Raw genomic sequence first — 19,149 nt, 5'->3', positions numbered from 1 at the left:
CCAGCGCCGTTCCCTGAAAGGAAGCATCTTGAAAACATCCCTCCTGCTGGCCCTGAGCCTTGGCCTTGCCGCGAACGCCGCCCACGCGGAAAAACGCGAGCTGGTCATTTCGGCCTATCCGATCGCCCAGCCCTTGTTCATGAAGTATGTGTACGAGCCGTTCAAGGCCAAATGCGGTTGCGATATCAAGGTGGAAACGGGGAACAATGCCGACCGCATCGCCAAGCTGGTGGTCCACCGCAACAACCCGGTGATCGACCTGGTGCTGCTGTCGGACTCCGGCATGCTGGAAGCGGCGCAGAAGGGCGTGATCCAGAAGATGGATTATGCGAAATTGACGAACTACAGCCAGCTGTATGACGCGGCGAAAGACCCGATCGGCGGCAATTTCGCCGTCGGCTATACGCTGTACTCGGTGGGCCTGGTGTACCGCACCGACAAGATCGCCCCGCTGACGTCCTGGAAGGACCTGTGGCGCCCCGAACTGAAGGGCCGTGTGGCCTTGCCTGACGTCAGCACCACGCAGGGGCCACTGATGCTGCGCATGGCCGATGCGACCTGGGGCGGCAAGACCGACGACTACGCGACCGGCTTTGCGAAAATCGTCGGCCTGAAGGGCAATGTGGTGACGTTCTCGAAAAACAGCGCCCAGCTGGCCGCGCTGTTTGCCCAGGATGAAATCTGGGCCGCCCCGGTGGCGCGCTTTACCTGGTCGCAGATGCTCAAGACGGGCCTGCCGCTGAAATGGAGCATCCCGGCCGAAGGCCAGGCGGCCGGCATGAACGTGATGGGCATCGTCGCCGGCTCGAAGAACGCGGATCTCGCCTACCAGCTGATGGATTTCTGGCTGTCCAAGGAAGTGCAGACCCAGCTGGCGACCAACCTGGTCGACTCCCCCGTCAACAAGGACGTGCGCCTGTCGGTGGCGGCCGCGCAGTTCAATACCTATGGCCAGGACCAGATCAATTCGCTCAAATTCGTCAAGCCATCGGTCATCCTCAAGCAGCGTTCCGGCTGGATGGAGCAGTGGAACAAGGCCATGAGCAAATGATGTTGATTTTCCTGGCAACGCTGACAAAAGGTTCTCATGTTTGCTGATCCGAAAAAACGCACCGGCTTGCTGCTGGTGCTGCCGGCGCTGATCTTCATCGTCGTCTGCTTCCTGCTGCCGGTGCTGGCGCTGCTGGTCGACGCCTTCCGCGTCGGCGACGGCCTGCACTGGGGCGTCGACCGCTTCGTCGAGTTCTTCTCGCAGGAATTCAACCGCACCATCTTCTGGCGCACCCTGCGCATCGCCGCCATGGTGACGCTGGCCTCCATCATCCTCGGCTACCCGGCCGCCCAGGCCGTGGCGCGCGTGTCGCCGAAGTGGCGCGGGCTGGTGGTCGGCATGATGATTTTGCCGCTGATGGTCTCGCCGATCGCCCGCACCTACGCCTGGATCGTGCTGCTGGGCCGCAACGGCGCCGTCAACGCGGCGCTGGTCAACATGGCTTTTACGGACGAGCCGCTGCGCTTGCTGTTCAGCGAATTTGCCGTCTTCGTCGGCCTGCTGCAGCTGCTGCTGCCCTTGATGCTGATGTCGCTGGCCGGCGCGCTGGAAAACCTGCCGCGCGACGTGGAACCGGCTGCCGCCACCCTGGGCGCCAATCCCTGGCAGGTGTTCTGCAAGGTCACCCTGCCGCTGACGCAGGAAGGCCTGGTGGTCGGCGGCACCCTGGTATTTACGGGCTGCGTGACGGCCTATGTGACGCCGGCCCTGCTGGGCGGCACCAAGGTGCTGATGCTGGAAACCCTGCTGTATCAGAAGGTCAGCGTGGAGAGCGATTTCGGCGCGGCCAATGTGATTGCCGTGATCCTGGTCGCCATGACCTTGCTGGTCAACGCCGGCCTTAAACGCATTTCCTCGAGTCGGAGTTCGGTATGAAAGAAAGCTATTTTTCCCGCGTGGTGCTGTGGCTGGTGTTCCTGTTTTTGCTGGGACCGTTCGCCATCGTGCTGCTGGCGGGCTTCTCCGGCGGCGAAACGCTGGCCTTCCCGCCCGAGTCTTACTCGCTGCGCTGGATCCTGGAAGTGTGGGCCGCGCCCGAGTTCCGACGCGCCTTCCAGACCAGCCTGGAGATCGGCCTGATCGCCACCATCATTGCACTGGCGCTGGGCATTCCGGTCGCGTATGCGTTTTCGCGCATGCCGCCGCCCGGCATCGGCGCGATCCGCCAGGTGCTGACGTCCCCCTTGATCATTCCGGCGATCCTGGTTGGCCTGGGCCTGCTGCACCACCTGGTATTGACGATCAATGCGCCGGTGTATGCGGGCCTCTTGATCGGCCATATCGCGCTGTTGATCCCGTATTCGGTGCGCGTGGTGTACGCCAGCCTGGTCAACCTGCGGGTCGATATCGAGGACGCCGCCATTACCCTGGGCGCCTCGCGCCTGCGCGCGTTTTTCATGATCGTGCTGCCGAATATCCGCAACGCCGTGATCGCCGCCTTCTTCCTCGCCTTTGTCACCTCGTTCAACCAGGTGCCGGTGTCGCTGTTCCTCACGGGACCGGGCATCAGCACCTTGCCGATCGAGATGCTGGGCCATATGGAAAACAGTTTCGATCCCTCGATCGCCGCCCTGTCGACCCTGCTGGTCCTGTTCACCATGGCCTTCGTGATGGTGACCGAGAAGGTCCTGGGCATTTCAAAATACATGTAAGGCACACCACCATGAGTTATCTGGAACTGCACAAGCTGAACCTCGGCTACGCGAAGAACACGACCTCCGTGAAGGACCTGGACCTGCAGGTGGAGCAGGGCGAACTGATTTCCCTGCTGGGCCCCAGCGGCTGCGGCAAGACCACCACCATGCGCGCGATCGCCGGCCTGATGCCGCTGCAGTCGGGCCGCATCGTTTTGAATGGCCGCGAGATCGGCAAGCTGGCGCCCAACAAACGCAATATCGGCATGGTGTTCCAGTCGTATGCGCTGTTCCCGCACCTGAACGTGTACGACAATATCGCTTTTGGTTTGCGCCTGCGCAAGGTCGCGCCGGCGCAGATCAAGAGCAAGGTGGAAGCGGTGATCGCCGCGGTGGGACTGACCGGTTTCGAGACCCGCTTGCCGGCGCAGATGTCGGGCGGCCAGCAGCAGCGCGTGGCGCTGGCGCGCGCCATCGTGGTCGAGCCGGCGCTGTTGCTGCTGGACGAACCGCTGTCGAACCTGGACGCCAAGCTGCGCGTGCAGATGCGCGCCGAGCTGCGCCGCATCCAGCGCGAGCTGGGCATCACGATGCTGTACGTGACCCACGACCAGGAAGAAGCGCTGGCGCTGTCCGACCGCATCGTTGTCATGAACGGCGGGCGCATCGAGCAGCTGGCCGCGCCGGAAGCCGTGTTCAACACGCCGTCGACGCGCTTTGTCGCCAACTTCATGGGCTTTGAAAACCTGTTCGACTACCGCGACGGCGCGCTGCACCACGCGGGCGCCAGCCTGCCGTACCCGGCGCCCGTCAACGCCGGCACCAGCGTGCTGGGCTGGCGTCCGGACCGGGTGCGCGTCTGCGCGGCAGACGATGCCGCAGGTCAATACCCCGGCACCGTGCTGGCGCGCGGCTTCCTGGGCGACACCGTCGAATACCTGCTGCACACCCCGCTGGGGCCCGTCAAGGGCATCTGCGCGGCCGGCGGCGCGGCCTGGCGCGAAGACACGGCGGTCTCCTTCGTGCTGCCGCCCGACAGCGCGCTGTGCCTGGCCGAGTGAGGAAGACCGCCATGGACAAACCCCTGAAAAAAATCTGGCTCGACACCGACCCCGGCTTCGACGACTGGCTGACCATGCTGCTGCTGGGCAGCAATCCGGAGGTCGACTGGCTGGGCGTGAGCATCGTCACCGGCAATGCGCCGGTCGACATCACCTATGACAACGCGCTGCGCATCAAGGCGCATGACGGTTTGAGCGTGCCGGTCTACCGCGGCTGCGAACAGCCGCTGGCCGGCGCCATCGAAACGGCGCAGCGCATCCTCGGCGACAGCGGCATGCCGACCACGGGAGCCATCCTGCCGCCCGGTGCCGCCGTGGACGCGCCCGGCCATGCGGTCGACGCCCTGATCGCCGCCGTGCGCACCCATCCGGGCGAGATCACTGTGATCGCGATCGCACCGATGACCAATATCGCCACCGCACTGGCAAAAGCGCCCGATATCGCCGGCAAGATCGTCGAGATCATCCTGATGGGCGGCTCGACCGACCAGGGCAACCATACGGCGGCGGCCGAATTCAATATCTATGCCGATCCGGAAGCGGCCGATGTGGTCTTCAGGGCCGGCATCCCGCTGCGCATGTTCGGTTTGAACCTGTGCCGCCAGCTGCTGGTGACCAATGTGGAAGTGGAGCGGCTGCGCGCGCTGGGCACCGCGCGCGCCACCATGCTGGCCGGCTACCTGGAAGCGTATGTGCGCATCCGCAGCAGCGACGGTTCCGTGCCGATGCCGATGTATGACCCGGTGGTGGCCCTGTACCTGGAAGCGCCGGAGCTGTTTCAGTTCCTGCCGGCCCACGTCGCCATCGAACTGAAAGGCGAGCTGACGCGCGGCATGACGGTGTGCGAATTCCGCGTGCCGCGCCGCGCCCCCGTCACCACCCAGGTGGCGCACCTGGCCGACGGCCCGGCCGCGATTGAACTCCTGATGCAACGGCTGTCGGCCATCCTCGCCTGACGCCGTTACGCCTACCCTTAGCCTTTACACGAAACGACTCATGTCCCATTCCGCTTTGAGCATCGAACAGTTTGTCCGCGCCATCCCGAAGGTGGAGCTGCATTGCCATCTGTTCGGCACGGTGCGCCAGGCCACCTTCCGCAACCTGGCCGCCAAGACGAACAATATCGTCACGCCCGAGGAAATCGATGCCTTCTATACGCGTGGCGAGAAACCGGTGGGCGTGCTGCGCGTGCTGCGCGCGCTCGATGCGCACCTGATCGTGGCGCCTGCCGACCTGTACTGCCTGACGTATGAATACCTGGAAGACGCGCACGGCCACGGCGTGGTATATGCCGAGTTTTTCTGGAACCCGACCGGCACCGTGCGCGTGTCGGGCATCCGCTATGAGGCGGCGCAGGACGCCATCGTGGCGGCGATCCGCGACGCCGAGCGCGATTTTGGCGTGATCGGCCGCCTGATCCCCAGCATCGACCGCGAAGCATCGCCCGAAGAAGCCGTGCAGATGGTGGAATGGATGAAGGAGCACCGCGCGCCGGAGGTGATCGGCATCGGCATCGACTACCGTGAAAACGATAGGCCGCCCGAACTGTTTTTGCAAGCCTACCGCGCCGCGCGCGAGGCCGGCTTCAAGTGCACCGCGCACGCGGGCGAATTCGGCATGCCGTGGATGAACGTGGCCACCGCCGTCGACGAACTGCACGTCGATCGCATCGACCATGGCTATACCATCGTCGACAACCCCGAGCTGGCCCGCCAGTATGCGGAGCGTGGCATTGTATTTACCGTGGTGCCGACCAATTCCTACTACCTGCGCACCCTGGCGCCCGAGCGCTGGGCGTTTGACCATCCGATCCGCGCGATGGCGCAACTGGGATTGAAGCTGCATCCGAATACGGACGACCCGACCCTGCACCATGTGACGCCGACCGGCGCCTGGCTGATGATGCGCGAGTTCGGCTTCGGCATCGACGACATGCGCGGTTTCATGTTGAATGGCCTGGACGCGGCGTGGATAGACGAGGCCACGCGGCAGGCCTGGCGCATGGAATTTACGGCGGCCTTCGATGCATTGCGCGCGCGCGTGGTGGAGTAATTGGAGGCGTTGGGGCGGGGCATGTCGGATTACGCCTTCGGCTAATCCGACCTACGGCCCTGGCATTGTTGACGCATCCATGACCGCATCACGCCAGGCAGCGTAGGTCGGATTAGGCCGCAGGCCGTAATCCGACAACATGGTTGACGCCTGCCTGCGTGGCATCACGCCAGCGGTCCAGGCGCCCGCAGCAGCGACGGAAACGCCCGCTGCGGGCAGGCCTGGCGTTCGCACACCTTGCAGCCGGTGCCGATCGGCGTGGCGCCCTGCGGGTCGCGCAGGTCGAGTCCCTTGGAATAGATCAGCCGGTGCGCCTGCGAGATATCGCAGCCCAGCGCCACCGCAAAGGTCTTGCCGGGCGCCCTGAAGCCCGGCGCGCCGGTGCTGACCTGGCGCGCGATCCACAGATAGGTACAGCCGTCGGGCATGCTGGCCACTTGCGTCAGTACCTGGCCCGGATGGCTGAAGGCGTCGTAGACGATCCACAGCGGGCAGGTGCCGCCGACCCTTGAAAAGTGAAAATCGGTGGCCGACTGGCGCTTTGAGACATTGCCGGCGCGGTCGACGCGCACAAAGAAAAACGGCAGGCCGGCCGCTTCGGGCCGTTGCAGGGTACTGAGGCGATGGCAGACGGCCTCGAAGCCCACGCCGAACTGCTGCGCCAGGCGTTCGATATCGTAGGCGCGGCTTTCGGCCGCCTGCAAAAAGCGCTGGTACGGCATCAGGAGGGCGCCGGCAAAATAATTCGACAACGCCAGCCGCGCGCTGCTCTGCGCGCCGGCGCCGGAAAACTGCGCGGCCAGCACCAGCGCATCGATCAGCGCGCTGTGTTCCAGCAGGCTGATCTGCGCCGCCATCTGGAACGCGCGCTGGCCGCCTGTCAGCGTGTCGGGCAGCCACAGGATTTTCTGCTGCGCGTCGTAGCGGTGCTTGCGCACCATGCCGGCGTCGCCGTCGGACAGTTCAACACGGATGCCGTGCCGCTCCAATAACCTCGCCTGCAGCGCGTCGCGCATGCGCAGCTGCGGGACGAGTTCACCGGCCACCAGCTCGGCCGCCCGGTCCAGTTCATCGATATAGTTCTGGCGCCGGTTCAGGTATTCGCGCACTTCTTCATCGGTCGAGGGCGCCAGCGCCAGGGTGCTGTCGCCGCGGCTGCCGTCGTCCAGGCGCGCGGCCAGGGTATCGGCCCGTTCCGCCATCACGCGGTAGCGCCGCTGCAGCAGCAGGATCGAACGCGCCAGGTCGGGCATGTTCTCCACCAGCATTTTCAATTCCGCCATCGAGGTCGGCGGCGCGTCCGGCAATTCGCCGAAGACATCGCGCACATCGGCCACCAGGCTGGCGCTGTCGTGCTCGGAAAAGATCTGCGGATCGACATTCAACACGCTGCCGATGCGCAGCAGGATAGGCACCGTCAGCGGGCGCTGGTTGCGCTCCATCTGGTTCAGGTAGCTGGGCGAGATGCCCAGCGACTTGGCCAGCGCCGCCTGCGTCATGCGCCGCTCCTCGCGCAGGCGCTGCAGGCGCACGCCCATGAATACCTTGGCCATTGTGGTCTCCTGTGGAGTCTGTAAATTTGCAATCTTCGCAGATTAACAGAACTGGCTTGGCAGATGCTCGCATTTTCACGCCTTGTACGGCGCCGCCATTGTGCGAATAATGCAAACACCTTATTCCATAAAACCCAGGAGACCGCGTGACCCATCAAGCTGCTGTTCCAACCGTCCCCCTTTTGATCAACGGCGAGTGGGTGGAGTCCACCACCACCGTCTGGCGCGATGTCGTCAACCCGGCCACCCAGGAAGTGCTGGCCCGCGTGCCGTTTGCCACGCCGGACGAAGTCAACGCGGCCATCGCCTCGGCCCAGCGCGCCTTCAAGACATGGCGCAAGACGCCGATTGGCGCGCGCGCCCGCATCTTTCTGAAACTGCAGCAGCTGATCCGCGAAAACATGGCCGACCTGGCCGCCACCCTCACCATGGAACAGGGCAAGACCCTGCTCGACGCGGAAGGCGATGTGTTCCGTGGTCTGGAAGTGGTGGAACATGCGGCCAATATCGGCACCCTGCAGATGGGCGAATATGCGCAGAATGTGGCCGGCGGCGTCGACACCTATAGCGTGCTGCAGCCGCTGGGCGTGTGCGCCGGCATTACGCCGTTCAACTTCCCCGCCATGATCCCGCTGTGGATGTTCCCGATGGCGATCGCCTGCGGCAATACGTTTGTCTTGAAGCCGTCCGAGCAGGACCCGCTGGTGACGGAAAAGCTGGTGCGCCTGGCCTTGCAGGCGGGTATTCCGGCCGGGGTGCTGAACGTGATCCATGGCGGCGAGGACGTGGTCAACGCGCTGTGCGACCATCCCGATATCAAGGCGATCTCGTTTGTCGGTTCGAGCAAGGTCGGCACCCATGTCTACCAGCGCGCCAGCCTCAATGGCAAGCGCGCGCAGTGCATGATGGGCGCCAAGAACCACGCCGTGGTGCTGCCGGACGCCAACAAGGAGCAGACCCTGAACCAGCTGCTGGGCGCCGGCTTTGGCGCGGCCGGCCAGCGTTGCATGGCGGCCTCGGTGGCCGTGCTGGTGGGCGAGGCGCGCGACTGGCTGCCGGAATTGTCCGCCAAGGCGCAGACCCTGACGGTGGGCGCCGGCAAGGACAATCCGGACCTCGGTCCCGTGATCTCGTGCGCGGCAAAAGAACGTGTATTCGGCCTGATCGCCAGGGGTGTCGACGAGGGCGCCACCCTGACCCTGGACGGGCGCGACGTAAAAGTCGATGGCTATCCGAACGGTAACTTTGTCGGCCCGACGATACTCTCTGGCGTGAAGCCCGGCATGGTCGTGTATGACCAGGAAATCTTCGGCCCGGTGCTGATCGTGGTCGAGGTCGACACGCTGGACGAAGCGATCGCCCTGGTGAACGCGAATCCCAACGGCAATGGCACGGCGCTGTTCACCCAGAGCGGCGCGGCCGCGCGCTACTTCCAGGAAGAAATCGACGTGGGGCAAGTCGGCATCAATGTGCCGATTCCCGTGCCTGTTCCCCTGTTCAGCTTTACCGGTTCGCGCGGCTCCAAGCTGGGCGACCTGGGGCCGTTCGGCAAGCAGGTGGTGCTGTTCTACACGCAGACGCAGACGATTACCCAGCGCTGGTTCACGGACTCGGCCTCGGTGGGCAAGGTCAATACCACCATCAGCCTCAAGTAAGGAGCGGCCATGGACTTTGAACTGAGCGACGAGCAGCGCGAGTTCCAGGACGCCGCGCGCGCGTTTGCCGCCGGCGAACTGGCGCCGCATGCGGCGCACTGGGACGCGGAGTCGATCTTTCCCGTCGAGACGATTGCGAAAGCCGGCGAGATGGGCTTTTGCGGCCTGTACACGCCGCAGCGCTGGGGCGGCCTGGGTTTGAGCCGCCAGGATGCGGCCATCGTCTTCGAGGAGCTGGCCGGCGGCTGCACCTCGACCACGGCCTATATCACCATCCACAATATGGCCACCTGGATGCTGTCGCGCTGGGGATCGGAAGCCTTGTGCGACTCGTGGGTGCCAGAGTTGGCCGCCGGCCGGAAACTGGCCAGCTATTGCCTGACGGAACCGCAGTCGGGGTCCGATGCGGCGTCCCTGCGCACCAAAGCCGTCAAGGATGGCGACCATTATGTGCTCGACGGCACGAAAGCGTTTATTTCCGGCGCCGGCCAGACGCACATGCTGATCGTCATGGCGAGAACAGGTGGCGAAGGCGCGGGCGGCATTTCGGCCTTTGCCGTGCCGGCCGACCTGCCCGGCATCGTGTACGGCAAGAAGGAAGAAAAAATGGGCTGGAACAGCCAGCCCACGCGCATTATCAGTTTTGACCAGGTGCGCGTGCCGGCAGCCAACCTGCTCGGCGCGGAAGGCGAAGGGTTCAGCATTGCCATGAAGGGCATCGACGGCGGGCGCATCAATATTGCCGTGTGCTCGGTGGGCACGGCGCAGGCCGCCTTGACGCGCGCCCAGGGTTACATGCAGGAGCGCAAGCAGTTCGGCCGCGAGCTGGCCCAGTTCCAGGCCCTGCAATTCAAGCTGGCCGACATGCTGACGGAACTGGTGGCGGCGCGCCAGATGGTGCGCCTGGCCGCCTGGAAACTCGACCAGCAAAGTCCGGACGCGTCCGCCTATTGCGCGATGGCCAAGCGCTTCGCCACCGATATCGGCTTCAATGTCTGCAATGAAGCGCTGCAGCTGCATGGCGGCTATGGTTATATACGCGAGTATCCGCTCGAGCGCCATGTGCGCGACACGCGGGTACACCAGATCCTGGAAGGGACCAATGAAATCATGCGCCTGATTATCGCGCGAGCGATCCTCAAGGATGGCGCCACGGAGACTTTACGATGACCAAGATTTACAGCAACTTAGTAGTGGAACGCCACGACCATGTGGTGCAGATCACCCTGGACAATCCACCGGCCCATACCTGGACCCTGGCCAGCCTGGGCGCGCTCAGGGAGCTGGTGGCCGACCTGAACGCCGACGACCAGGTGTACGCGCTGGTGATCACCGGTGGCGGCGCCAAGTTCTTTTCGGCCGGCGCCGATTTGAAACTGTTTGCCGACGGCGACAAGGACATGGCCTTCAATATGGCGGCCGCGTTTGGCGAGGCGTTCGAGGCGCTGTCGGCATTCCGTGGCGTCAGCATCGCCGCCATCAACGGTTACGCCATGGGCGGCGGACTCGAATGCGCGCTGGCCTGCGATATCCGCATCGCCGAAGAGCATGCGCAGATGGCCTTGCCGGAAGCGTCGGTGGGCTTGCTGCCCTGCGCGGGCGGCACGCAGATCCTGCCGTGGCTGGTCGGCGAAGGCTGGGCCAAGCGCATGATTTTATGTGGCGAGCGGGTGGACGCGGCCAAGGCCTTGTCGATTGGCCTGGTCGAGGAAGTCGTGCCGACCGGCAAAGCGTTGTCCACCGCGCTGGCGCTGGCGGCCAAGGTGGCGCGCCAGAGTCCGGGCAGCGTGGCGGCCTCCAAGTCGCTGATCCAGGGCGCGCGCAGCAAACCGTTGGCGCAGTCGCTGCCCGATGAACGCACCCTGTTCCTGGGCCTGTTCGAAACGCAGGACCAGAAGGAGGGCGTGCAGGCCTTTTTGGAAAAACGCACGGCGGAGTGGAAGAATGGTTGAGACTGTAAACATTGAAGAGCGCGCCTGCCCCGGCGGCATGAAGCTGGGCGTCATCACGCTCGACGCACCGAAGTCCCTGCATGCCCTGACCCTGGAGATGATACGCGCCATCGACGGCGCGCTGCTGCGCTGGGCGGATGACGCGCAGATTGCTTGCGTGGTGCTGCAGTCGTCGACCGACAAGGCCTTTTGTGCCGGCGGCGACGTGCGCAGCCTGCGCACGGCCGTGGTCGAGCAGCCTGGGGTGGTGCCGAACCCGCAGGCGCTGGCCTTCTTTGCCGAGGAGTACCGGCTCGACCACCGCATCCATACCTATGCGAAACCGCTGCTGGTGTGGGGCGGCGGCATCGTCATGGGTGGCGGCCTGGGCCTGATGGCGGGCGCCAGCCACCGGGTGGTAACGGAAAGCACGCGCATCGCCATGCCGGAAATTACCATCGGCCTGTTCCCCGACGTGGGCGGCAGCTGGTTCCTGGGCCGCATGCCGGGGCGCAGCGGCCTGTTCCTGGGGTTGACGGGCGCGCCGATGAATGCGGCCGATGCGCTGTTCGTCGGCTTGGGCGATTATTTCCTGCAGCAGGAGGCGCGCGCCCTGGTGCTCGATGCGCTGGCGCTGGCGCAATGGCAGCCTGAAGCGCAAGCGAATCACCAGCAGCTGGACCGCTTGCTGCGCGCCCTAGCGGCGCCCGCCTCGCTGCTGCCTGCCTCGCCGGTGCGCGCCAATTTCGACGCCATCGCCGCGCTGACGCAAGCACCGACCTTGCAAGAGGTGGTGGCGGCGATTGCCGCCTACGAGGGCGAGTCCGCCTGGCTGCAAAAAGCGGCCCACTCGCTGGTCAAGGGCGCGCCGAGTTCGGCCGCCCTGGTGTGGGCCATGCGCGAGCGCACACGGCACCTGAGCCTGGCGCAAGTATTTCAACTGGAACTGATCGTGGCGGTGCAGTGCTGCGCCCATCCCGACTTTGCCGAAGGCGTGCGCGCCTTGCTGATCGACAAGGACAATGCGCCGCAATGGCGCCCCGCCAGCTTGGGCGAACTGGACGACCGCTACCTGGACGGCTATTTCCAGGCGCCATGGGCACAGCATCCGCTGGCCGACCTGGCATAAGACAAACAAGAGGAGACACCATGCAACATATCGCCTTTATCGGCCTGGGCAACATGGGGGCGCCGATGGCGCGCAACCTGGTCGCGGCCGGCTTTCATGTATCGGTATTCGACCTGGCGCCGGAGGCCATGGCCTCGCTGGTCGCCGCCGGCGCCACGGCGGCGGTGTCCGCCAGTGCGGCGGTGCAGGCGGCCGACGCCGTCATTACCATGCTGCCGGCTAACAAACACGTGCAGGAGCTGTACCTTCTTGATGGTGGCGTGCTCGACTCGGCCAAGCCGGGCGCCCTGCTGATCGACTGCAGCACGATTGCCGCCGAGGTGGCGCGCCAGGTGGCGCAGGCGGCCAGCGCGCGCGGCTTTGCCATGCTGGACGCCCCCGTGTCCGGCGGCACGGCGGGGGCGCAAGCCGGTACGTTGACCTTTATCGTCGGCGGCGAAGCGGACGCCTTGCAGCGCGCCCGTCCGCTGCTGGAAAAGATGGGCAAGAATATTTTCCATGCGGGCGACGCTGGCGCGGGCCAGGTGGCGAAGATTTGCAACAACATGCTGCTGGGAATCTTGATGGCGGGCACGGCCGAAGCGCTGAACCTGGGCGTGGCGCACGGGCTCGATCCGTCCGTGCTGTCCGACATCATGGCCAAGAGTTCGGGCCGCAACTGGACCCTGGAAGTCTACAACCCGTGGCCGGGCGTGATGGACACGGCGCCCGCGTCACGCAATTACAGCGGCGGCTTCGGCACGGCCCTGATGCTGAAAGACCTGGGCCTGGCCCAGCAAGCCAGCCTGTCGGCCAGCGCGGCCACGCCCCTGGGTGGCCTGGTGCGCCAGTTGTACCAGCTGCATGCGCAGGCCGGCCATGGCGGCCAGGATTTTTCCAGCATCGTGCAACTGTTCCATGGCGCGCCGGGCAAGCCTGCCGCCGCTTGATTATTTTTGGGCAAAAAAAAGCCCGCTGGTAAAAGCGGGCTAAATCCAATTCTTGGAAGAGTTGGAGGAGACAGATGCAGTATGCTGCATCGCCACATATAACTCCAATTTATCTTTCAAATACCGAGTATACGAATTGGTGATATCTGATTGTGTGCCGGCCGATCAAGGCGTGGTGCAGACGATACGGACGCTCTCGACTTTTGCCTCGCCCATGATGCCGACGCCGGTCGACAGTCCGGTGGCGGGATTGGTCGCCACCGTGCAGGTCTGTCCGACCGGGCTGGTGATGACGCTGATGCCGTAGGAATTGCCATCGGCCACCGAATCGGGCATGACAAAGGTGGCCGTTGCCTTGGCCACCGTCAACTGGGCTGCAGTGCTGCCATTGCCCAGTACCAGGCCGTCCACCGTCTGGCCGGTGATGGTGCCGCCGACCGTATAGGCGTTTTGCTGGCAGCTGACAGCTGCCTGAATGCTGACATACAGGCCTGCCGAGCCGGTGCCGCCCGATACGCTGCAATTCATGTGCGCCGGCGGCGTTTTCACCGTGATGGTGTAGTTGGTGCCGTAGTCGATGCGCTTCGGGAACGTGAACGTGGTGGCGCCGACGGCCGGCGACACGGTGTCGCTGCCGTTGGCCAGCACCAGGCCAGCATTGCTCAGGCCCGAAATGGTGCCCGATACATCGTACGAGGCCTTGCCGCCGCAAGCCGCCAGGCCGACGGTCAGCAACAGCGCGGCGAGAGGGCGCAGGCAGGATGACTTCATGTATTTCTCCAAAAGGGTGTTCACGGATCGCACGGCTTACTTCGGTGCGCAGTTGAGTGCCAACGAGCTGACGGGGCCGGAGCCCATGACGCCAACGATATCGTGGCCGTCGGGGCTGGTCGAGCCCTGGAATTTGCAGGTCAGGCCGGCCGGCTGGCTGGAAATGGACAGGTTATAGGTGGAACCGTCGGCGACCGCCGGGAAGGTAAAGGTCAACGCTCCCTGCAGCGGGCTGATGCTGCCGCTGATGCCATTGACCAGGGTCAGGCCGCTGGCGTTCAGGCCGGTGATCGAGCCGCCCAGGGCATACGTGTCGGTAATGCAGGAGACATAGGCGGTCGAGACGGAATAACTGTTCGCCTTGCCGCTGCCATTGGTCATCGTGCAAGTCGCTCCCTTCGGTTGCTGCTTGATCTTGATATCGTAGCGGTCTTCGGACTTGATCAGGTTGACGAACACAAAGCTGCTGGCGCCCGCTGTCACGGGCAGCTCTTCGCCGCCATTTTGCAGAATCAGGCCGGTCTTGGCCAGGCCGATCACCGAACCGCTCAAATACATATTGCCGCCGCTGCCGCCGCAGGCTGCCAGTGTGGCAGCGCAAGCCGCCGCCAGCATCGAGCGCAGGTATACATTTTTCATACATTCTCCAAAACGAATTAGGTAGGGTAGCGCAACACGGACGCTGGCGCCGCATTGGAATGGCGCCTATTTTAGTCTATCTGGCAAGGCGATTGATCTTGCCTTGTATCACCCTGTAACAATTTTTCCCGCGCCAGCCCTGATTCGTCCGCATATGCGGCGCCAGCCGGCATGCCGCGCCCTGCGATCGGTGCGACAATAGGGCTTGCCTGTGCCCTGATAATGATTGCCGCCATGACCACTACCGCTGTCCACACCGTTGTTCCGCCGAAGGCCATCCTGTTCGATCTCGACGATACCTTGTGGCCGATCGCGCCCGTGATCGCCGCCGCCGAAACCCTGCTGCACGATTGGCTGGCCAGCCACGCGCCCCGGGTGGCGCAGCAGTTTTCCATCGAGGCGCTGCGCCGGCACCGGCTCGACATGCTCAATGCACAGCCGCACTATCACGGCAATCTGATCGAGTTGCGCCGCGCCGGCCTGCTGACGGCGTTCGCCGCGGCCGGTGAAGATCCGGCCCTGGTCGATGACGCCGTCAGGCAGTTCCTGGCCGCCCGCAACCGGGTCACGCCGTATGACGACGTCTTGCCCGGCCTGGCCTGGATGCAGCAGCGGCTGCTGGTCGGTTCGATCTCGAATGGCAATGCCGACCTTGAAATTATCGGCCTGGCGCAGCACTTTACAGTATCGATCGCCGCCAGCGAGTTTGGCGTGGCCAAGCCCGACGCGTCGATTTTCCTGGCCGGCTGCGAAGCACTGGGCGTGGCGCCGCACGAGGCCGTGTATGTGGGCGACGATCTGTATTTCGATGTAACGGGGGCGCAGGATGCGGGCATGCGGGCCGTCTGGATGAACCGGCGCGGCAGCGACGCCCACCTGGCGGCCGGCGTGCGGCCCGACGCCATCTGCGCCAACTTTGATGAATTGCTGCTCTGGCTGCAGGCGCAACTGGAAGATTGATCGCCGTTGCGCGGGCGAACGTGCATAATGGCTGCTGTTGCTGCAGCGCCGGCGTTCGCCTGTTGCATGCCAGCCTACTTGTATAACTGAAAACACCATGCAACTCGAACTTCGTGCCCAAACCCTGCTGAAAGCCCTGGTCGAGCGCTATATCGCCGACGGCCTGCCGGTCGGTTCGCGCGCCTTGTCGAAGATTTCCGGCCTCGACCTGTCGCCGGCCACCATCCGCAACATCATGGCCGACCTGGAAGAGCAGGGCTATGTGTCCAGCCCGCATACCTCGGCTGGCCGCATTCCCACGCCGCGCGGCTACCGCATCTTTGTCGACACCCTGCTGACGGTCCGGCATCTGGACGAGCACATGGTCGACTCGCGCCTGCGCCTGCAGACCCAGCAGCCGCAAAAAACCATCGCCAACGCCGCGCAGATGCTGTCCTCGCTGTCGCAGTTCGCCGGCGTGGTCCTGAGTCCGCGCCGTGAATCCGTGTTCCAGCAGATCGAATTCTTGCGCCTGTCCGAAAAACGCATCCTGCTGGTGATCGTCGGGCCGGGCGGCGACGTGCAGAACCGGCTGCTGCTGACGGAAGCGGACTATACGCCGTCGCAGCTGATCCAGTCGGCCAACTATATCAACCAGAATTATGGCGGCCTGTCGTTCGACGCCGTGCGCGTGCGCCTGCAGGGCGAGCTGCGCCAGTTGCGCGACGATATGGGCAGCCTGATGCAGGTGGCGGTCGAGGCGGGCAGCGAAGTGATGGCCGACCATAGCGACGACATGGTGATTTCGGGCGAGCGCAACCTGCTCAGCGTGAGCGATCTGTCATCGAACATGAGTTCGCTGCGTCAGCTCTTCGACATGTTCGAGCAGAAGACGGGGCTGATGCAATTGCTCGATGTGTCGAGCAAGGCCACCGGCGTGCAGATTTTTATCGGCGGCGAATCGAACCTGGTGCCGATGGACGAAATGAGCGTGGTGACGGCGCCGTATGAAGTCAACGGCAAGATCGTGGGAACGTTGGGAGTCATCGGACCGACCCGCATGGCCTACGAGCGGGTCATTCCGATTGTCGATATTACGGCCAAATTGCTCTCAAATGCATTGAGCCATCATTAAGGCCGTAGCAGCGTTGCGTCAGGCTGGCCGGTGCGGGCAGGCTGGCTTGATGCAGTTGCCATAGATGGCCAGCGCGTGTTCGGCAATCTTGAAGCCGCGCTCTTCAGCCACTTTCTGCTGGCGTATTTCGATCGACTCGTCGAAGAATTCTTCGACCCTGCCGCAATCGAGGCACACCAGGTGATCGTGGTGCGAGCCTTCATTGAGCTCGAAAATGGCCTTGCCCGTTTCAAAATGGTTGCGGTTAAGCAATCCAGCTTGTTCGAACTGGGTCAGGACACGGTAGACAGTTGCCAGGCCGACGTCCATATTGTCGGCCAGAAGAATTTTATAGACGTCTTCCGCCGTCAGGTGGCGTACCGGGCTACTCTGGAAGATATCGAGTATCTTCAGCCGTGGCAGGGTGGCTTTCAGGCCGCTTGCCTTGAGATCACTAGGATTGTTACTCATGTTTGTTGCTCGTATGTGGGTCAGGTGCTTTATCATATAGCGTTTTGTCGGCGAGTGCCAAAATAAGCATTTTTGGGTGGACCAGTCACTCCTGGCGTTTTGTTCATCAAATTGAGGTCATTTATGCGCGTCACACCGGCTGTATTGCCATCCTTGCGTCACCGTATTTCATTCCGAGCACCGGTCGTTGCAGGCCTGGTTTGCGTTGCGCTGATGGCGACCGGCTGTGCCAGCCGTGGCATCCTTGGTGAAAAACCGGCGATCACCCAGAAAGAAGGCAAGGAAGTCGTGCCCGACCAGGGCGCCCAGACCACGACAGTTACACCGCTGCAGAAATTCATGTGGTTTTTCTCGCCATATCGCCCGGACATTCAGCAAGGCAACTTTGTCTCCGAAGAGATGCTGGCCCAGCTGAAAGAAGGCATGACGCGCGACCAGGTGCGTTTTATCCTCGGTACGCCTTTGCTGGCCGACCTGTTCCACGCCGACCGCTGGGATTACCCGTTCCGCCTGGCCCGCGGTAGTGGCGAAACCACCAGCAGCCGCGTGGTCGTCTACTTTGACAAGGAAGGCAAGGTCGCGCGCTTCGAAGGCGGCAACCTGCCGACCGAAAAAGAATATATCGACCGCATCGCCGGCCCGTCGCCATTCGCCAAGCTGGCCAAGGCCGGTGCGCCGGCCGCCGTGGTGCCGTCGCCGGTGGCGCCGTCCGCCGTGCCGGCCAACCCGGACAATACGCCGGCGATGATCCCGGTGACCAAGCCCGTCGTGACGCCAGCCGCGACGCCGGCCGAGCCGGCACCTGCCCCCACCAAATAAGTTGCTGTACACATTAAAATGACTGAACTGAAAATTGCAATCGCCGGCGCCAGTGGCCGCATGGGCCATATCCTGATCGAAGCCGTCGGCAACGCGCCCGACGCCGTGCTGGCCGGCGCGCTCGGCCGTGCCGGTGCGCCATCGATCGGCCAGGATGCCGCCGCTTTCCTCGGCAAGCCGGCCGGCGTGGCGATCGAATCCGAGCTGGCCAAAGGCCTGGCCCATGCCGACTACCTGATCGACTTCACCCGTCCCGAAGGCACTTTGCAGCACCTGGCGTACTGCGCCGAGCACGGCATCAAGATGATCATCGGCACCACCGGTTTCGACGAGGCCGGCAAGGCGGCGATTGCCGCCGCCGCCGAAAAGACCGCCATCATGTTCGCGCCGAACATGAGCGTGGGCGTGAACGTCACCATGAAGCTGCTGGAACTGGCCGCGAAAAGCTTGTCCGAAGGCTACGATATCGAAATCATCGAAGCCCATCACCGCCACAAGGTCGATGCGCCGTCGGGCACCGCCCTGCAAATGGGTGAAGTGGTGGCGGGGGCTTTGGGCCGCGACCTGAAGGAATGCGCCGTGTACGGCCGCGAAGGCGTGACGGGCGAACGCGACCCGTCGACCATCGGTTTTGCCACCATCCGCGGCGGCGATATCGTCGGCGACCATACGGTGCTGTTTGCCGGCATCGGCGAGCGCATCGAGATCAGCCACAAGTCCAGCAGCCGCGTCACCTACGCCCACGGCGCCCTGCGCGCCGCGCGTTTCCTGGCCGACAAGCCTACCGGTCTGTACGACATGCAGGACGTGCTGTCGCTGAAGAACTGAGGAAGACCATGGCCACTGCCATCCTGAATGGAAAAGCAATTACCGACGAAGCAAGCTTTCACGCGCAATGCGTGCAGGCCTTCGGTTTCCCTGAGTTTTATGGCAACAGCATGGACGCCTGGGTCGATTGCCTCAGCTACCTGCGCGACGAGGACGGCATGAGCAAATTTCGTTTGAAGCCGAACGAAGTGCTGGAGATCGTGGTGCAGGATGCCGACACGCTGAAGGCGCAGGCGCCGGACCTGCTGGAAGAAGTGACGTTCTGTATCGCCGGCATCAACGAGCGCTATGAGGATTATGGCGAGAAGCCGGCGTTGAAATTGATACTCAAGTAAATCACCGTAGGTCGGATTAGGCCGCAGGCCGTAATCCGACAACACCACCGGCGCCAACAATGTTGTCGGATTACGGCGCTTTGCGCCTAATCCGACCTTGTATTATTCCTCTCATGCGGTTGGTGGTGTTGCGAACAACATCGACCGCTGTCAAAATTCTCGGTAGGCATATCAAGACCGGGTAACTGGATGCCGTATCCGCCCTTAGGCTCAAAGCCAGCGATGTAGATCTCGCACC

The 19,149-nt window shown here is 63.6% G+C and carries 20 protein-coding genes; 16 read left to right on the top strand and 4 right to left on the bottom strand.

All coding sequences use genetic code 11. The annotated features are described in order from the left end of the window. The first annotated feature begins 28 nt into the window (after positions 1-28). From ACP7B7_RS22205 to ACP7B7_RS22180, 6 genes are read left to right on the top strand one after another with little or no spacing between them, the layout of a single operon-like run. Complete coding sequence (locus tag ACP7B7_RS22205) at positions 29-1,051, top strand: ABC transporter substrate-binding protein (protein WP_426078103.1); 1,023 nt, start codon at positions 29-31, stop codon at positions 1,049-1,051. 36 nt (positions 1,052-1,087) lie between these two features. Further along, positions 1,088-1,927 carry an ABC transporter permease gene (locus tag ACP7B7_RS22200; RefSeq protein WP_426078102.1) on the top strand — a complete coding sequence of 280 codons (840 nt, stop codon included), beginning with the start codon at positions 1,088-1,090 and terminating at the stop codon, positions 1,925-1,927. Further along, positions 1,924-2,703, top strand: coding sequence for an ABC transporter permease (locus ACP7B7_RS22195; protein WP_426078101.1), 780 nt, complete (start codon positions 1,924-1,926; stop codon positions 2,701-2,703). Before ACP7B7_RS22200 ends, ACP7B7_RS22195 begins: the two co-directional genes overlap by 4 nt. Positions 2,704-2,714: 11 nt before the next feature. Further along, a complete protein-coding gene (locus ACP7B7_RS22190) occupies positions 2,715-3,746 on the top strand; it encodes an ABC transporter ATP-binding protein (protein ID WP_426078100.1) in 1,032 nt (343 codons plus the stop codon). Between the two features lie 11 nt (positions 3,747-3,757). Continuing rightward, the gene (locus ACP7B7_RS22185) at positions 3,758-4,702 is read left to right on the top strand and encodes a nucleoside hydrolase (RefSeq protein ID WP_426078099.1); all 945 of its coding nucleotides are present in this window, start codon (positions 3,758-3,760) and stop codon (positions 4,700-4,702) included. A 40-nt stretch (positions 4,703-4,742) separates the two neighbouring features. Then, positions 4,743-5,798, top strand: coding sequence for an adenosine deaminase family protein (locus ACP7B7_RS22180; protein ID WP_426078098.1), 1,056 nt, complete (start codon positions 4,743-4,745; stop codon positions 5,796-5,798). Between the two features lie 164 nt (positions 5,799-5,962). On the opposite strand, the gene ACP7B7_RS22175 is transcribed toward ACP7B7_RS22180, so the two are convergent. After that, complete coding sequence (locus ACP7B7_RS22175) at positions 5,963-7,351, bottom strand: short-chain fatty acyl-CoA regulator family protein (protein WP_426078097.1); 1,389 nt, start codon at positions 7,349-7,351, stop codon at positions 5,963-5,965. A 146-nt stretch (positions 7,352-7,497) separates the two neighbouring features. Between ACP7B7_RS22175 and ACP7B7_RS22170 the strand changes: the two genes are divergently transcribed. The 5 genes from ACP7B7_RS22170 to mmsB are packed head-to-tail and all read left to right on the top strand — an operon-like array spanning position 7,498 to position 12,995. Next, positions 7,498-9,006: a CoA-acylating methylmalonate-semialdehyde dehydrogenase gene (locus ACP7B7_RS22170; protein ID WP_426078096.1), complete on the top strand. Its 1,509-nt coding sequence runs from the start codon at positions 7,498-7,500 to the stop codon at positions 9,004-9,006. 9 nt (positions 9,007-9,015) lie between these two features. Continuing rightward, positions 9,016-10,176: an acyl-CoA dehydrogenase family protein gene (locus ACP7B7_RS22165; protein ID WP_426078095.1), complete on the top strand. Its 1,161-nt coding sequence runs from the start codon at positions 9,016-9,018 to the stop codon at positions 10,174-10,176. After that, a complete protein-coding gene (locus ACP7B7_RS22160) occupies positions 10,173-10,958 on the top strand; it encodes an enoyl-CoA hydratase (RefSeq protein WP_426078094.1) in 786 nt (261 codons plus the stop codon). Before ACP7B7_RS22165 ends, ACP7B7_RS22160 begins: the two co-directional genes overlap by 4 nt. Further along, on the top strand, positions 10,951-12,066 hold the full coding sequence (locus ACP7B7_RS22155; RefSeq protein ID WP_426078093.1) for an enoyl-CoA hydratase/isomerase family protein: 1,116 nt from the start codon (positions 10,951-10,953) through the stop codon (positions 12,064-12,066). The genes ACP7B7_RS22160 and ACP7B7_RS22155 overlap by 8 nt, the downstream gene beginning before the upstream one ends. A gap of 20 nt (positions 12,067-12,086) precedes the next feature. Beyond that, on the top strand, positions 12,087-12,995 hold the full coding sequence (gene mmsB, locus ACP7B7_RS22150; RefSeq protein WP_426078092.1) for a 3-hydroxyisobutyrate dehydrogenase: 909 nt from the start codon (positions 12,087-12,089) through the stop codon (positions 12,993-12,995). Positions 12,996-13,160: 165 nt separating this feature from the next. Here mmsB and ACP7B7_RS22145 read toward each other — a convergent pair whose 3' ends face one another. Beyond that, on the bottom strand, positions 13,161-13,766 hold the full coding sequence (locus ACP7B7_RS22145; RefSeq protein ID WP_426078091.1) for a hypothetical protein: 606 nt from the start codon (positions 13,764-13,766) through the stop codon (positions 13,161-13,163). A 36-nt stretch (positions 13,767-13,802) separates the two neighbouring features. After that, a complete protein-coding gene (locus tag ACP7B7_RS22140; protein ID WP_426078090.1) occupies positions 13,803-14,405 on the bottom strand; it encodes a hypothetical protein in 603 nt (200 codons plus the stop codon). Positions 14,406-14,639: 234 nt separating this feature from the next. On the opposite strand from ACP7B7_RS22140, the gene ACP7B7_RS22135 reads away from it, so the two are divergent. Together ACP7B7_RS22135 and hrcA are read left to right on the top strand one after the other, a co-directional pair. After that, positions 14,640-15,365: an HAD family hydrolase gene (locus ACP7B7_RS22135; protein WP_426078089.1), complete on the top strand. Its 726-nt coding sequence runs from the start codon at positions 14,640-14,642 to the stop codon at positions 15,363-15,365. A gap of 97 nt (positions 15,366-15,462) precedes the next feature. After that, complete coding sequence (gene hrcA, locus ACP7B7_RS22130; protein ID WP_308924115.1) at positions 15,463-16,479, top strand: heat-inducible transcriptional repressor HrcA; 1,017 nt, start codon at positions 15,463-15,465, stop codon at positions 16,477-16,479. 18 nt (positions 16,480-16,497) lie between these two features. On the opposite strand, the gene fur is transcribed toward hrcA, so the two are convergent. Beyond that, positions 16,498-16,929, bottom strand: coding sequence for a ferric iron uptake transcriptional regulator (gene fur / locus ACP7B7_RS22125; RefSeq protein WP_308924116.1), 432 nt, complete (start codon positions 16,927-16,929; stop codon positions 16,498-16,500). A 123-nt stretch (positions 16,930-17,052) separates the two neighbouring features. Between fur and bamE the strand changes: the two genes are divergently transcribed. From bamE to ACP7B7_RS22110, 3 genes are read left to right on the top strand one after another with little or no spacing between them, the layout of a single operon-like run. Next, complete coding sequence (gene bamE, locus ACP7B7_RS22120) at positions 17,053-17,748, top strand: outer membrane protein assembly factor BamE domain-containing protein (RefSeq protein WP_426078088.1); 696 nt, start codon at positions 17,053-17,055, stop codon at positions 17,746-17,748. 18 nt (positions 17,749-17,766) lie between these two features. Beyond that, on the top strand, positions 17,767-18,576 hold the full coding sequence (gene dapB / locus ACP7B7_RS22115) for a 4-hydroxy-tetrahydrodipicolinate reductase (protein ID WP_426078087.1): 810 nt from the start codon (positions 17,767-17,769) through the stop codon (positions 18,574-18,576). Between the two features lie 8 nt (positions 18,577-18,584). Continuing rightward, positions 18,585-18,911: a barstar family protein gene (locus ACP7B7_RS22110; RefSeq protein ID WP_426078086.1), complete on the top strand. Its 327-nt coding sequence runs from the start codon at positions 18,585-18,587 to the stop codon at positions 18,909-18,911. Positions 18,912-19,149 lie beyond the last annotated feature (238 nt).

The sequence above is a fragment of the Janthinobacterium sp. PSPC3-1 genome (assembly GCF_049896105.1).
GTDB lineage: Bacteria > Pseudomonadota > Gammaproteobacteria > Burkholderiales > Burkholderiaceae_D > Janthinobacterium.
This window is presented reverse-complemented; position numbering and strand designations above follow the sequence as displayed.